The 14619-nt window shown below is 74.0% G+C and carries 12 protein-coding genes and 1 pseudogene; 6 read left to right on the plus strand and 7 right to left on the minus strand.

The window, feature by feature from the left end:
• Positions 1–234: 234 nt before the first annotated feature.
• Positions 235–2052: a glycoside hydrolase family 15 protein gene (locus KRR39_RS05035; RefSeq protein WP_216941014.1), complete on the minus strand. Its 1818-nt coding sequence runs from the start codon at positions 2050–2052 to the stop codon at positions 235–237.
• A gap of 33 nt (positions 2053–2085) precedes the next feature.
• Here KRR39_RS05035 and KRR39_RS05040 point away from each other — a divergent pair, with 33 nt between their 5' ends.
• Both KRR39_RS05040 and KRR39_RS05045 read left to right on the plus strand, forming a co-directional pair.
• Positions 2086–2562, plus strand: coding sequence for a CinA family protein (locus KRR39_RS05040; RefSeq protein ID WP_436972030.1), 477 nt, complete (start codon positions 2086–2088; stop codon positions 2560–2562).
• Positions 2563–2700: 138 nt separating this feature from the next.
• Entirely contained in the window at positions 2701–2994 is a 294-nt protein-coding gene (locus tag KRR39_RS05045; RefSeq protein WP_436972049.1) for a helix-turn-helix domain-containing protein, read from the plus strand.
• A 14-nt stretch (positions 2995–3008) separates the two neighbouring features.
• On the opposite strand, the gene KRR39_RS05050 is transcribed toward KRR39_RS05045, so the two are convergent.
• From KRR39_RS05050 to KRR39_RS05070, 5 genes and pseudogenes are all read right to left on the minus strand, one after another.
• Positions 3009–3767 (minus strand): class I SAM-dependent methyltransferase, encoded by a 759-nt coding sequence (locus KRR39_RS05050; RefSeq protein WP_216941017.1) that lies wholly within the window; start codon positions 3765–3767, stop codon positions 3009–3011.
• On the minus strand, positions 3764–4561 hold the full coding sequence (locus KRR39_RS05055; RefSeq protein ID WP_216941018.1) for a DNA-formamidopyrimidine glycosylase family protein: 798 nt from the start codon (positions 4559–4561) through the stop codon (positions 3764–3766). The genes KRR39_RS05050 and KRR39_RS05055 overlap by 4 nt, the downstream gene beginning before the upstream one ends.
• Positions 4561–5355, minus strand: coding sequence for a pentapeptide repeat-containing protein (locus KRR39_RS05060; protein ID WP_216941019.1), 795 nt, complete (start codon positions 5353–5355; stop codon positions 4561–4563). Before KRR39_RS05060 ends, KRR39_RS05055 begins: the two co-directional genes overlap by 1 nt.
• Positions 5352–9975 (minus strand): annotated as a pseudogene (locus tag KRR39_RS05065) (ATP-dependent helicase). The gene KRR39_RS05060 and the pseudogene KRR39_RS05065 overlap by 4 nt, the downstream one beginning before the upstream one ends.
• 45 nt (positions 9976–10020) lie before the next feature.
• Positions 10021–10758 (minus strand): SDR family oxidoreductase, encoded by a 738-nt coding sequence (locus KRR39_RS05070; protein WP_254185523.1) that lies wholly within the window; start codon positions 10756–10758, stop codon positions 10021–10023.
• Positions 10759–10887: 129 nt separating this feature from the next.
• Between KRR39_RS05070 and KRR39_RS05075 the strand changes: the two genes are divergently transcribed.
• From KRR39_RS05075 to KRR39_RS05085, 3 genes are read left to right on the plus strand one after another with little or no spacing between them, the layout of a single operon-like run.
• Positions 10888–11907, plus strand: a complete 1020-nt coding sequence (locus KRR39_RS05075; protein ID WP_436972031.1) for an ABC transporter ATP-binding protein — start codon at positions 10888–10890, stop codon at positions 11905–11907.
• 1 nt (position 11908) lies between these two features.
• Entirely contained in the window at positions 11909–12706 is a 798-nt protein-coding gene (locus KRR39_RS05080; RefSeq protein WP_254185524.1) for an ABC transporter permease, read from the plus strand.
• A 1-nt stretch (position 12707) separates the two neighbouring features.
• Positions 12708–13511 (plus strand): ABC transporter permease, encoded by an 804-nt coding sequence (locus KRR39_RS05085; protein ID WP_216941020.1) that lies wholly within the window; start codon positions 12708–12710, stop codon positions 13509–13511.
• Here KRR39_RS05085 and KRR39_RS05090 read toward each other — a convergent pair.
• Positions 13504–14016, minus strand: a complete 513-nt coding sequence (locus tag KRR39_RS05090; RefSeq protein WP_216941021.1) for a GNAT family N-acetyltransferase — start codon at positions 14014–14016, stop codon at positions 13504–13506. The genes KRR39_RS05085 and KRR39_RS05090 overlap by 8 nt on opposite strands.
• A gap of 76 nt (positions 14017–14092) precedes the next feature.
• On the opposite strand from KRR39_RS05090, the gene KRR39_RS05095 reads away from it, so the two are divergent.
• A complete protein-coding gene (locus KRR39_RS05095) occupies positions 14093–14617 on the plus strand; it encodes a DinB family protein (protein ID WP_216941022.1) in 525 nt (174 codons plus the stop codon).
• Positions 14618–14619 lie beyond the last annotated feature (2 nt).

Here is a 14619-nt window from a genome sequence, read left to right on the forward strand (position 1 = left end):
GACCCGGGTCTGAGTTCATGTCGACCCGGGTCTGAATGCATGTCGACCCGGGTCTGAGCGCACCCCGACCCGGGTCCCAGTTCATGTCGACCCGGGTCTGAGTGCACGTCGACCCGGGTCGGGGTGAACCAAGGCCCGGGTCGAGGTCACATAAGGCCCGGGTCGGGGTGAACCAAGGCTCGGGTCGAGATCACATAAGGCCCGGGTCGGCGGGGGCCCGGAGGCCCGGGTCGGTCAGTGGTCGGCGCGGGTGGCCCTCGTGCCTCCGCCGTCGCGGCCCTCGGCCCGCTCGAGCTGGTTGGCCGCGCCGACCAGCGTCAGGTGCGAGAACGCCTGCGGGAAGTTGCCGATGAAGCGCCGTGCCCCGACGTCGTACTCCTCGGAGAGCAGGCCCACGTCGTTGGGGAGCTCCAGCAGCCGCTGCATCAGCGCGTGCGCGTCGTCGAGCCGGCCCGCGTGCACGTAGGCCTCGACCAGCCAGAACGAGCAGGCCAGGAACGGGTGCTCGTCGCCGGGGAGCCCGTCGACGCCGGACCCGGTGCGGTAGCGCAGCAGCAGCCCGTCGCGCATCAGGTCCTCCTCGACGGCCTTGATGGTGCCGAGCATCCGCGGGTCGTCGCCCTCGATGAAGCCGACGTCGGAGAGCACCAGCAGCGAGGCGTCGACCTCGTCGGTGTCGTAGTGCTGGGTGAAGGTGTTGCGACCCGGGTCGTAGCCGTGGGCGAGCACCTCGTCGCGGACCTTTTCGCGCAGCGTCCGCCACTCCTCGACCGGGCCGTCGAGGCCGTGCCTCTCGACCGCGGCGATGGCCCGGTCGAAGGCGACCCACACCATCACCCGGGAGTGCGTGAACCTCCGCTGCGGGCCGCGGATCTCCCACAGCCCGTTGTCGGGCTCGTCCCAGTGCCGGGCGAGCTCCTCGATGAGCACCCGCTGCAGCGACCAGGAGTCCGCGTCCTCCTCGGCGCCGAGGGAGCGGGCCATCTCCAGGGCGATCATCACCTCGCCGAGCACGTCGGTCTGGCGCTGCCTCACCGCGCCGTTGCCGACGCGTACGGGGGTGGAGCCGGCGTAGCCCGGGAGGTGGTCGAGCGTGCGCTCCTCGAGCTCCCGGCCGCCGTCCACGGCGTACATGATCTGCAGGTCCTGGGGGTCACCGGCCGCCGCGCGCAGCAGCCAGCTGCGCCACAGCAGCGCCTCCTCGTCGTACCCCGACTCCAGCAGCGCCTCGAGCGTCAGCGAGGCGTCGCGCAGCCAGCAGTACCGGTAGTCCCAGTTGCGCTCGCCGCCGAGCTCCTCGGGCAGCGACGTGGAGACCGCCGCGACGATGCCGCCGGTGCCGCCGTGGGTGAGCAGCCGCAGGGTCACGAGGGAGCGCACCACGTGGTCACGGTAGGGCCCCTCGTAGGTGCACTTCGCGACCCAGGCCTCGGACCTGGCGATGGTCTCCTCGATCCGGGACTCGTACGCGACCGGTTCGGGCAGCGGGTGGTGGGAGGGCACCCAGGTGGTGGAGAACGTCATCTCCTCGCCGGCGTGCACGTCGAACTCGTCCACGTGCCGGCCGTCCTCGGCGACCGGCAGCCGGTGCCCGCGCAGGATCAGCCGGTCCGGGCCCGCGACCGCGGTGATCACCTCGGCGCCGTGCATGTCCTGACGGCGCACCCAGGGCCGGATCTTCCCGTAGCCGAGCCGGACGATCCACTCGTGCCGCATCGTGACCGTGCCCTCCAGGCCGATCACCCGGCGGACGATGTCGGCGCGGTGGTCGCCGATCGGCATCAGGTCCAGGATCGTCACGGCTCCGGTGCCGGTGCGCCACGTGGTCTCGAGCACCGCGCTGTCCCCGACGTAGCGACGGCTGCACTCCGCCCCGGCGTCCTTCGGGCCGAGCAGCCAGCGCCCGTGCTCCGGGCCGCCGAGGAGCGCGGCGAAGCAGGCGGGGGAGTCGAAGCGGGGCAGGCACAGCCAGTCGACCGACCCGTCCTTGCCGACCAGCGCGGCCGTGCCCGTGTCGCCCAGCACCGCGTAGTCCTCGATCGGGAGAGCCATGCCGTCACCGTAGCCGTGGCTACCATGCACCCTGTGGAGGAGACCCTCGCGGCGCAGGTGCACGCCGCCCTGCTGGCCCGCGGGGAGACCGTCGCCAGCGCCGAGTCGCTGACCGGTGGGGCGCTCGGGGACCGGCTGTCCTCGACCCCGGGCGCGAGCGCGACCTACCGCGGCGGCGTGGTGTCCTACGCCACCGACGTGAAGCAGGCGCTGCTCGGGGTGAGCGACGAGCTGGTGGCGACGTACGGCGTGGTGTCGGCGCAGTGCGCCCGGCAGATGGCCGAGGGGGTGCGGGCGCTGGTGGGGGCCGACTGGGCGGTCAGCACCACGGGAGTGGCCGGCCCGCAGCTCCAGGAGGGCAAGCCGGCCGGCACGGTGCACGTCGGCCTGGCCGGCCCGCGCGGGACCACCAGCGTCGAGCTGCACCTGGCCGGCGACCGGCGCGAGATCCGGACCCGGAGCTGCCACGAGGCACTCGCCGCGCTGCTAGGTTCGCTCACAGCGCAGTGAGGTTTTGCGGTGTTGGGTGTCGGGAAGTTTTCCCGGACCGGTAGCGTTGGGACCCAAGGAACGCAAGCGAGCCTCAGGAAGGAGCAGCCCGTGGTGATCTTCCGCCGCCTGCTCGGTGAGGTTCTCCGTGCGCAGCGGATGCGCCAGGGCCGCACTCTTCGCCAGGTGTCCGCCGACGCGCGGGTCAGCCTGGGCTACATCTCCGAGATCGAGCGGGGCCAGAAGGAAGCGTCCTCCGAGCTGCTCGCCTCGATCTGCTCGGCGCTCGACGTGCCGCTCTCGGAGATCCTCTCCGAGGTCAGCGACGCGGTCGCGCTCGAGGAGGCTGCTCTCGCGATGCAGCTCGACAGCGTCCGGGTCGACGCCACCAGCCTCCGCCCGGCCCGCACCGAGGCCGGTCGCCCCGGCGACGTGGTGGCCTCCGCCGCCTGACCGGCCGCTCCGGCTCAGCCGGGGCTGCTGGCGGTCGCCCACACCCGGCGACGGGCGTCGTGGTGCCGCAGGCTGCGCACGCCCTCGTCGCGGAACGACAGCAGGGCCGGGTCGTCGCCCGGGTCCAGGGTGACGGCCTCCTCCCACATCGCCCGCTCGTCGAGCCGCCAGTCCGGCCGCTCGACAACCTCGACGCCGGTGAAGCCGGCCGCGACCAGCCCGCCGCGCAGGTCGACCGCGCGCAGGCCCGCGGGCTGGGTCTCGTCGTCGGGGTCGACGACCTCCCAGCAGGTCAGCACGACCCGTCCTCCGGGGCGCAGGACCCGGGCCAGCTCGGCGTACGCCCGCGCCGGGTGCTCGGCGAACTGGATCGAGTCGACGACCATCACCGCGTCGACCGAGGAGTCCTCGATGCGGGTCGCCTCGAGCGTGCCGACCTCGAAGTCGCCCTCCCGCCCGAGCCCGTGCGCCTGGGTGCGCGCCTGCCGGACCGCCTCGGCGGAGAAGTCCACGCCGACCAGCCGGGCGCCGGTGCGCTGCGCCACCTCGAGGCCGTAGCCGCCGCGCCCGCAGGCCAGGTCGAGCAGCAGGTCGCCGGGGGAGAGCCGCAGCGCGTCGGTGACGTCGGCGAGGCCGTCCCAGGTCAGCAGGCTGGTGGACTGCAGGTGCTGCGGCAGGCCCAGGTGCCGGCGCTCGACCTCGTCCTTGACGGGGCTGTGCCGCATGTCGGCGTACCACTGGTCGAAGTAGGCCGCGCGCTCCGAGGTGCTCATCGGGACACCGTAGGGGGCGGCTGGCAGGCCGGGCACCAGTACGTCGCCCGCTCCTGGCCCTCGGGGCCCTGCAGGTCGACCCGGATGCGGGTGCCGCAGCGCCGGCACGGCTGCTTGTCACGGCGGTAGACCCAGGTCTGCTTGCCGCGGCGGGTGTCGCCGGTGAGGGTCTGCTCGACGCGGTTCTTGTTCGCCTCCAGCGCCGTGCGGGCCCGCCGCACCAGCCGGGGCAGGTCGGGGACCTCGCAGACCGGGAGCCGCGGGTGCGCGCCGGCCAGGAAGCACAGCTCGTTCTTGTACAGGTTGCCGATCCCGGCCAGGTTGCGCTGGTCGAGGAGGGCGTCGGCCACCGGGCGCGACGGGTCGGACCGCAGCCGGCGCAGTGCCTCGGCCTCGTCCCAGTCGGGGCCGAGCAGGTCGGGACCGAGGTGGCCCACCACGGTGTCCTCGGCGTCCCGGGCCACCACCTCGACGACGCCCAGGGCGAACCCGACGGCGGTCCACTCCTCGGTGCGCAGCACGACCCGGGCCTCGTGGGCGGGACGGCGCCACCCGGTGCCGGGCCGGTAGAGGTGCCAGGAGCCCTCCATCTTGAGGTGCGTGTGCAGGCTGTGGTCCGGGCCGATCCGGGTGAGCAGGTGCTTGCCGCGCGCCACGGTCGCCTGCACGGTCCGCCCGGACAGGTCGAGGGTCGCGTGCGCGGGCACCCGGAAGTCGGTCTCCAGCAGGACCTGCCCGCTCAGCGCCTTGTCGAGGTGCAGCGCGGTGCGCCAGACGGTGTCGCCCTCGGGCATCAGCCGGCCGTCCAGTGCGGCGGCCGGTCCAGCGACCCCGGCAGCCGGGTGGCGGCGTCCCCCCGGGCGGCGTTCACCTGGAACTGGGTGAGGAACAGCGAGGTGGCCAGGTCCGCTCCGGCGAGGTCGGCGCCCCGCAGGTCGGCGCCGATCAGGTCGGCCAGCGACAGGTCGGCGTCCCGGAGGTCCGTAGCCACGAGGAGCGCCCCGCGCAGGTCGCAGCGGCGCAGGTCCGCCCCGCGGAGCCGGGCCCCGGCCAGGTCGGCGCCGTGACGGTCCGGACCGTCGCCGCGGACCAGCCCGCTGACCCGGCGCAGCAGCCCGGCGACCCCGCCGCGGTGGGCGTCCACGTCCAGCGCCGCGAGGTCGTCGGGGCCGAGCGCGGTGAGGGCCAGCGTGGCGTCGTACGCGGTGCGGAGGTCGGGCGCCAGCGAGGGGGCGAGCGGCCGGGCGACGGTGAGGTACCAGAGCATCTCGTGCAGGGCCCGCATGGTGGCGAGGGCGCCGAACATCTGCGGGGCGGTCCCGGGGTGCGTGCGCCAGTCTCGGCCGGCGTAGGTGACCTGGGAGAGCTGCTGCCCGGCGCCGAAGCAGTCGTAGGTGGTGCAGCCGGGCATGCCGAGGTCCCGGAGCCGGTCGTGCACCGAGCAGCCGAGGTCGTCGGCGAGGTGCCGGCAGGGCTCCCCGGCGGCCTTGCCGAAGGCGAAGTCGGCGGACCGGGCGAACGACGTGGCGACGCAGCACAGCGCGAAGCACCGCGAGCAGTCGGCGCGCAGCTCGGGGGCGGCGGTCATCCGCGCAGCCTCAGGCCGCGCGGGGTGGCCACGAAGCCGGCGTCCTCCAGGGCTCGCCGCAGCGCGCTGGACCGCTCCCCGGTGCCGAGGATCGTCTCGCCGTCGGCCTTCTCGACCGTCAGCCGCCCCAGCGCCCCCTGGCGTACGGCGGTCGCGAGGGCCGCCATGGCCGGGGACAGCGCCTCGACGTCGTCGGTGAAGGTCAGCAGCGTCCGGCCGCCGCGCTCGACGTACACGCCGAGGTCGCCGTCGACGAGCACCACGAGCGCGCCGGCCTTGCGGCCGGGCCGGTGGCCCGTCCCGGGGGTGGCGTCGTCGGCCACCCGCTCGGGCCAGGGCAGCGCGGCGCCGTAGGGGTTCGCGGGATCGGTCGCGGCCAGCGCCACCGAGCGGACCTTGGCGTCGTCAGGGGCGTCACCGACCTCGCGCGAGAACGACCGCAGCCGGTCCACGGCGCCGGGCCCGCCGAACTGGGCCGCGCCGAGGGAGTTCACGAAGTAGCCGCGGCGGCACCGCCCGGAGTCCTCGAACGCGGAGAGCACCTTGTAGACGCCGGCGAAGCCGCCCGGCACGCGCTCGCTCATCACCGCTCCCCGGGTGACCACGCCGTGCCGCTCGAGGAGTCCCTCGGCGGACGCGTGCGCCCGGCGGGTGGCGTCCTCCTCGAGCTCGGGCAGCAGCGCCCAGCGGCCGGCCGTCGTCGGGGGGACCGGTGCGGGTCGGCAGGTCGGGGCGGCGCGGGCGGCCACCGGCGCGGGCCGTGCGGGCCCGCGGCGGGGGCCGGCGGGACCGGTGCGCGGTCCGTCCGCCGGACGTCAGCGCGCGCACCGGCGCGAGCGTGTCGTTGCTCAGCCGGCCGGCCCAGACCAGGTCCCACAACGCGGCCTCGAGCGCCTTGTCGTCACTGGCCCCGACGGCGTTCGAGAGCTGCCGGAAGAAGTACGCGCCGCCGCCGGCCAGCGCCTCGACGACCGCCTCGTGCAGCGGGGTGCCGTCGATCTCCTCCATCGGCACCCGGTCGGGCAGGGTCAGGTGCGCGGTGTCGGCGAGGTGCAGCGAGGCCCAGCCGTCGGTGCCGGGGAGCGTGCCGTGGCCGGCCCAGAGCACCTCGCCGCTGGCGGTCAGCTCGTCGAGCATCGAGGGCTGGTAGTCCACGACCCGGCTGCCGAGCACCAGTGGCTCCAGCGCGGAGGCGGGCACCGCGCACCCGGCGAGCTGGTCCACCACGGTCAGCACGCCGTCGACCCCGCGCAGGCGGCCGCCCACGTTCTGCCACACGGGCAGGAACCGGCCGAGCGTCGAGGGCTCGACGGGCTCGACCTCCTTGCGCAGCGCGGCCAGCGACCGGCGGCGCAGGCGGCGGAGCACCTCGGCGTCGCACCACTCGGCCCCTGCGCCGGCGGGCCGGAACTCGCCCTCCAGCACCCGGCCCTGGGCGGCCAGCCGGGACAGCGTCTGGGCCGCGACCGCGACGCCGAGGCCGAGGCGGGCGGCCACGTCGGCCGGGGTGAACGGGCCGTGCGTGCGGGCGAAGCGGGCGACCAGGTCGGCCAGCGGGTCCTCGACCGGCTCGGTGAACACCTCGGGGGTGCCGGGCGGCACGGGCACGCCGAGCGCGTCGCGCAGCCGGGCGACGTCCTCGACGGCGGTCCACCGCTCGGTCCCGCCCATCCGGACCGCGACGACCCGGCGCGCGTCGGCCAGCAGAGCCAGCCAGCCGGCTGCGTCGGCGCCCTCGACGGACCGCTCGGCGACCTCGGCGGTGGACAGCGGGCCGAGCAGCCGCAGCAGGTCGGCGACCCCCTCGGCGTCCCGGGCCCGCCGGTCCGGCGTCAGCCGCTGCAGCTCCTGCTCGAGCTCGGCGAGCACGTCGGGGTCGAGCAGCTCGCGCAGCTCGGCCCGGCCGAGCAGCTCGGCGAGCAGCCCCTGGTCCAGGGACAGCGCGGCGGCCCGGCGCTCGGCGACCGGGGAGTCGCCCTCGTACATGAACGCCGCGACGTAGCCGAACAGCAGCGACCGCGCGAACGGCGACGGCTGGGTGGTGGAGACCTCGACGACCCGGATCCTGCGCGAGGACAGGTCGCGCATCATCTGCAGCAGCGCCGGGACGTCGTACACGTCCTGGAGGCACTCGCGGACCGCCTCCAGCACGATCGGGAAGGACGGGTACTTGACCGCGACCTCGAGCAGCTGGGCGCTGCGCTGGCGCTGCTGCCACAGCGGCGAACGGCGTCCGGGGTCGCGGCGCGGCAGCAGCAGGGCGCGGGCCGCGCACTCGCGGAACCGGGACGCGAACAGCGCGGAGCCGCCCACCTCGGAGGTGACGATGTCCTCGATCTCGTCGGGCTCGAAGACCACCACGTCCGCGCCGGGCGGGTCCTGGTCGGTCTCCGGCACCCGCAGCACGATGCCGTCGTCGCCGGGCAGCGCCTGGGCGTCGATGCCGTAGCGCTCGCGCAGCCGCACCCCGATCGCCAGCGCCCACGGGGCGTGCACCTGGGCGCCGTAGGGCGAGTGGATCACGATCCGCCAGTCGCCGAGCTCGTCGCGGAACCGCTCGACGAGCACCGTCCGGTCGGTCGGCATGGTGCTGGTCGCCTCGCGCTGCTCGTCGAGGAAGGCCACCAGGTTGTCCGCGGCCCAGGTGTCCAGACCGGCGTCGGTGCAGCGCTTCTTGGCGTCCACCGTCGACATCGCGGTCAGCTCACGGGTGAACGCGCCGATCGCGGCACCGAGCTCGGCGGGCCGACCCAGCTGGTCGCCCTTCCAGAACGGCAGCCGTCCCGGCTGGCCCGGGGCGGGGGAGACCAGCACCCGGTCGTGGGTGATGTCCTCGATGCGCCACGACGTGGCACCGAGCGCGAACACGTCGCCGACCCGGGACTCGTAGACCATCTCCTCGTCGAGCTCGCCGACCCGGGAGGCCTTCTCCCCGACCAGGAACACCCCGAACAGGCCGCGGTCCGGGATGGTGCCGCCGCTGGTGACGGCCAGCCGCTGGGCCCCCGGGCGCGCGGTGAGCGTGCCGGCGACCCGGTCCCACACGACCCGCGGCCGCAGCTCGCGGAACTCGTCGGACGGGTAGCGGCCGCTGAGCAGGTCCAGCGTCGCGTCGTACGCCGAGCGCGGCAGCGTCGCGAACGGGGCCGAGCGGCGGACCAGCGTGAACAGCTGGTCCACGTCCCACTCGTCGACCGCCGTCGCGGCCACGACCTGCTGGGCCAGCACGTCGAGCGGGTTGGTGGGCACGTGCAGCGCCTCGATGGCACCCGTGCGCATCCGCTCCACGGCGACCGCGGTCTGCACCAGGTCGCCGCGGTGCTTGGGCAGCAGCACGCCGCGCGAGACCTCGCCGACCTGGTGGCCGGCGCGGCCGACCCGCTGGAGGGCGCTGGCCACCGACGGCGGCGACTCGATCTGCACGACCAGGTCGACCGCGCCCATGTCGATGCCGAGCTCGAGGCTGGAGGTGGCCACCACGCAGGGCAGCCGGCCGCGCTTGAGGTCGTCCTCGATCAGCGCCCGCTGCTCCTTGGAGACCGACCCGTGGTGCGCCCGCGCAATCACCGGGTCGGCTCCGGTCGCGGACCCGGCCTGCCCCATGAGCGCCGCCGGCGCCCGCGTGGTCTCGACGGGGTCGACCGGCTCCTCGGTGGCGGCGCGGTCCGCGGCGATCTCGTTGAAGCGGGCGGTGAGCCGCTCGGCGAGGCGGCGGGAGTTGGCGAACACGATCGTCGAGCGGTGCTGCTCGATGAGGTCGACGACCCGCTCCTCGACGTGCGGCCAGATCGACCCGCGGCGCTCGGCGCTGCCGGCGGCGGACCCCTCGGGCACCTCGTCGACCGCCGCGGTCAGCGCGAGCTCGGTCATGTCCTCCACCGGCACCACGACGGTGAGGTCCCACTCCTTGGTGGAGACCGGCGCGACCACCTCGACGGGCCGGGAGCCACCCAGGAAGCGGGCCACCTCCTCGATCGGGCGGACGGTCGCGGACAGCCCGATCCGCTGGGCCGGCCGCTCCAGCAGCTCGTCGAGCCGCTCGAGGGAGAGCGCCAGGTGGGCGCCGCGCTTGGTGCCCGCCACCGCGTGCACCTCGTCGACGATCACGGTCTCGACCCCGCGCAGCGACTCCCGCGCCTGGGAGGTGAGCATCAGGAACAGCGACTCGGGGGTGGTGATCAAGATGTCCGGGGGCGTCGTCCCGAGGCGGCGCCGGTCGGCGGCGCTGGTGTCGCCCGAGCGCAGCCCGACGGTGAGGTCGGGCGCCGGCACGCCGAGCCGGTCCGAGGTGTGCCGGATGCCGGTCAGCGGCGCGCGGAGGTTGCGCTCGACGTCGACGGCGAGCGCCTTGAGCGGGGAGACGTAGAGCACCCGGCAGCGGTGCCGCTTCTCCTCCGGCGGCGGGGAGGCGGCCAGCCGGTCGATCGACCAGAGGAACGCCGAGAGCGTCTTGCCCGAGCCGGTGGGGGCGACCACCAGCGCGTTGCGGCCCGCGGAGATCGCCTGCCAGGCACCCACCTGGGCGGGGGTCGGGGCGGCGAAGGCCGCCTCGAACCAGGCGCGGGTGGGCGCGCTGAAGGACGCGAGGACGTCCTGCGCACCGACCTTCTTCCGAGCCACGTCCCCATCCTGCCGGACGGCACCGACACCGGCTCCGCGGACCGGTCAGACGTGCAGCCCGCCGTCGGAGTACAGCACCTGCCCGTTGACCCAGCCGCCGTCCGGCGAGCACAGGAACGACACCAGCGCCGCGGTGTCGCGCGGGGTGCCGCCGCGACCCAGCGGCGTCTCGGCGAGGATCCGGGCGCGCAGCTCGTCGGTCATCCACCCGGTGTCGACCGGTCCCGGGTTGACCACGTTCGCGGTCAGCCGCAGGTGCGCCAGCTCGCGGGCGGCCGCCACCACGAGCCGGTCCAGCGCGCCCTTGCTCGAGCCGTAGGGCAGGTTCTGCACCACGTGGTCGCTGGTCAGCGCGACGATCCGCCCGGTGCCGATGGCGGACGCGGGGAACCGCTCGGCGTACTCCTTGACCAGCAGCCACGACGCCCGCACGTTGACCTGGTAGTGCCGGTCGAAGCTCTCCACGGTCGTGTCGAGCAGGCCGGAGTCGACCGACTCGGCGTGGCTGAGCACCAGTGCGGTGACCGGGCCCAGCGCCGCGGTGACGGCGTCGAGGACCGCGGCCGGGGAGCGTACGTCGGTGAGGTCGGCCGGCACCGCGACGGTGCGGGCGCCCCGCTCGGCGAGCCCGGCCGCGACCGTCTGCGGGTCCTGCTCGTGACGGCCCCACGGCATCCGGTCGTCGTACGGCGTCCAGTGCGTCGTCGCGACGTCCCAGCCGTCCTCGGCCAGCCGGAGCGCGATCGCCGCGCCGAGGCCGACGGTGCGGCCCACCCCGGTCACCAGGGCGACGGGACGGGTCGCGGGCGGCTGGGGGGGACTCGGGGGCCGGGGCGGTCATGGACCCATCCTGGCGGACCGGTCCCCGGAAACCGGGATGACCCTGTCGGTGGCCGACCGTAGGCTCGGACCGTGCCTTCCACTCCTCGCGCGAGCACCACCGTGCACTCCCCGGACCCGGCCGACGGCTACGACGAGCGGCGCGCCGGGTCGATGGTCTGGGCCCGCGGGCTCCGCAAGGCCTACCCGTCCACCGGCCCGGGGCAGCGCGGCGACGTCGAGGCGGTCCGCGGCATCGACCTCGACGTCCGGCCGGGGGAGTCCTTCGGGTTCCTCGGCCCCAACGGGGCCGGCAAGTCCTCCACGATGCGGATGATCGCGGCGGTCTCGCCCCCGTCCGGCGGCGAGCTGTCGATCCTCGGCCTGGACCCGGCCACCCACGGACCGGAGATCCGGGCCCGGCTCGGGGTGTGCCCGCAGGAGGACACCCTCGACCTCGAGCTGAACATCCGCGAGAACCTCCTCGTCTACGCCTCCTACTTCGGGATCCGCAGGACCGAGGCGGCGTCCCGCGCCGACGAGCTGCTCGAGTTCGTGCAGCTGACCGAGAAGGCCAAGGCCAAGGTCGTCGACCTGTCCGGCGGCATGAAGCGCCGGCTCACCATCGCCCGGTCCCTGATCAACAACCCCGACGTGCTGCTGCTCGACGAGCCCACCACCGGGCTGGACCCGCAGGCCCGGCACCTGCTCTGGGACCGGCTGTTCCGGCTCAAGCAGCGCGGGGTCACGCTGGTGCTCACCACGCACTACATGGACGAGGCCGAGCAGCTGTGCGACCGGCTGGTGGTGATGGACGGCGGCGCCATCGTGGCGCAGGGGTCCCCGCTGGAGCTGATCCGCGAGCACTCCACCCGCGAGGTCGCCGAGCTGCGCTTCGGGGTCGGCGAGCACGAGGCGCTGGCCGAGCGGGTCGCCGACCTCGCGGACCGCGTCGAGGTGCTGCCGGACCGGCTGCTGCTCTACACCGCCGACGGCGAGGAGACGCTGGCCCGCGTGCACGAGCGCGGTCTGGACCCGGTGGCGGTGCTGGTGCGCCGGTCCACCCTCGAGGACGTGTTCCTGCGCCTCACCGGCCGGACGCTGGTGGACTGAGGTGGCGATCCTCGACGCCGTCCCGGACTGGGGGATGGTCGCCCGGCAGCGCCTCTACTGGACCACCGTCTACAAGCGGACCTGGAAGGGCTCGGTCGTCACCTCCTTCGTGATGCCGCTGCTCTACGTGCTGGCGATGGGCGTGCTGCTGGGCGGCTTCGTGAAGACCGGTGCGAACCTCGAGGGCGCGCCGACCTACCTCGCCTTCGTCGCCCCCGGCCTGGTCGCGGCGCAGGCGATGCAGACCGCGACCGGCGAGACCACCTGGCCGGTGATGGGCAGCCTCAAGTGGCACCGGACGTACTACGCCATGGTGGCCACCCCGCTGGCGGTCGCCGACGTGGTCGCCGCGCAGCTGGTCTTCGTGATGTTCCGGCTGGCCACGGTCACCGGGGTGTTCCTGCTGGTGATGGCGCCGTTCGGGGTCTTCGAGTCCGTGCCGGGCACGCTGCTGGCGTGGCCGGTGCTGGTGCTCGTCGGCCTGAGCTTCTCCGGGGTGTTCTTCGCCTACTCCGCGACCATCAGGAGCGAGTCCGGGTTCGCGATCATCTACCGCCTGCTGGTGATCCCGCTGTTCCTGTTCTCGGGGGCGTTCTTCCCGATCAGCAACCTGTCCGCGCCGCTGGAGTGGCTGGCCCGGCTCACGCCGCTGTGGCACGGCGTCGACCTCACCCGGATGCTGGTGCTCGGCGACGTACGCCCGGGGCTGGCGCTGGTGCACCTCGCCTACCTCGTGGTGCTCAGCCTGGTGGGCTGGTGGCTCGCCGTGTGGCGTCTCGACAAGCGGATGGAGGTCTGACGTGGCGCTCGTGACCGCTGCCGCCGCCCGGGCCGTGGCCTCCCCGCACACCACCGGCTGGGAGATCGTCCGGCGCAACTACACCGTCTACAAGTCGAGCTGGCTGGTGTTCCTGACCGGGTTCCTCGAGCCGGTGCTCTACCTGTTCTCGATCGGCATCGGGGTCGGCCGGCTGGTCACCGGCTTCGAGTTCAACGGCCAGGTCGTGTCCTACGCCGCGTTCGTGGCGCCGGGGATGCTGGCCGCCTCGGCGATGAACGGCGCGATCCTCGACTCGACGTTCGGGATCTTCTTCAAGCTCCGCTACGACAAGGTCTACGAGGGCGTGCTCGCCACCCCGATGCGGACCATCGACATCGCCCGCGGCGAGCTCGCCTGGTCGCTGATGCGCTCCGCGGTCTACAGCGCCGGGTTCCTGGTGGTGATGGCCGCGATGGGCCTGGTGTCCTCGTGGTGGGCGCTGCTGGCCTGGCCCGCCACCTGGTTGATCGGGTTCGCGTTCGCAGGGGCGGGGATGGCGCTGACGACGTTCATGAAGTCCTGGCAGGACTTCGAGTACATCCAGCTCGCGATCGTGCCGATGTTCCTGTTCTCGGCGACGTTCTTCCCGATCACGGCGTTCGGCGGCGTGCTGCGCTGGGTGGTCGAGGCCACCCCGCTCTACCGCGGGGTCACACTGACCCGCGAGCTGACCACCGGTGCGGTCACGGTCGACTCGCTGGTCTCGGTGGTCTACCTCGTGGCGATGGGACTGGTCGGGCTGACCGTGGCGTCGCGGCGCTTCGACCGGCTGCTGCTCAGCTGAGCAGCTTCTGGTACCACTCCACGTCGACCCACTGGTCGAACTTCCAGCCCACCTCGCGCATCGTGCCGACGTGCTCGAAGCCGCAGGCCTTGTGCAGCGCGATGCTGCCCGGGTTGGGCAGCGCGACCAGCGCGACGGCGGTGTGCACGCCGGAGGCGGCCATCGCCTCGAGCAGCGCCGGGTAGAGCACCCGGCCGATGCCGCGTCCGCGCACCGACGGGTCGAGGTAGATCGAGGTCTCCCGGGTCAGGTCGTAGGCCGGGCGGGGCCGGTAGGACCAGGAGTAGGCGTAGCCCACGACGTCCTCGTCCTCGTCGACCGCCACCAGCAGGTGGTCGCCCTCGTGCTTGCCCGCGAGACGCTGCTCCCAGTAGGCGTAGGTCGGTGGCTCGAGGTCGAACGTTGCGGTGCTGTTCGCGATCTCGTGGTTGTAGATCGCGGCGATGTCGGAGAGGTCTTCCTGGACGGCGGGGCGGATGGTCACCACGCCCTGATCACTGGCCATGTGTCCATTCTCGCAGGAACGGGTCCCCCGGTGCGTCACCCGTCCAGGGACGGGTGACGGGCGCCATACTTTGGCCATGAGTGACGACGTCCTGGAGCCGGACGACAAGGACTGGACCTGGGTGCTGGAACGCGCCTGCCCCGAGTGCGGGTACGACGCCCGGTCGGTGCGGCAGGTCGAGGTGAAGAACCGGGTCTACGCCAACGCCAGCGCGTGGGAGCGGGTCCTGGAGCGGCCCGACGTCCGGGACCGGCCGGACCCGACCACCTGGTCCCCGCTGGAGTACGCCTGCCACGTGCGCGACGTGCACCGGGTCTTCGGGGAGCGGGTCCGGATGATGCTCGCCGTCGACGACCCGCTGTTCGAGAACTGGGCCCAGAACGCGGCCGCGGTGGCCGGCGCCTACCGCGACCAGGCACCGGCCACGGTGGCCGCCGAGCTGGTGGCGGCGGCCGCGGCCGTCTCCAAGCAGTACGGCGGCATCGAGGGCCCGCAGTGGGACCGCCCGGGCCGGCGCAGCAACGGGTCCGTGTTCACCGTCGACACCCTGTCGCGCTACCACCTGCACGACGTGGAGCACCATCTCCACGACGTGTCCTGACG

This window comes from Nocardioides panacis (genome assembly GCF_019039255.1).
In the GTDB taxonomy this organism is placed as follows: Bacteria; Actinomycetota; Actinomycetes; order Propionibacteriales; family Nocardioidaceae; genus Nocardioides_B; species Nocardioides_B panacis.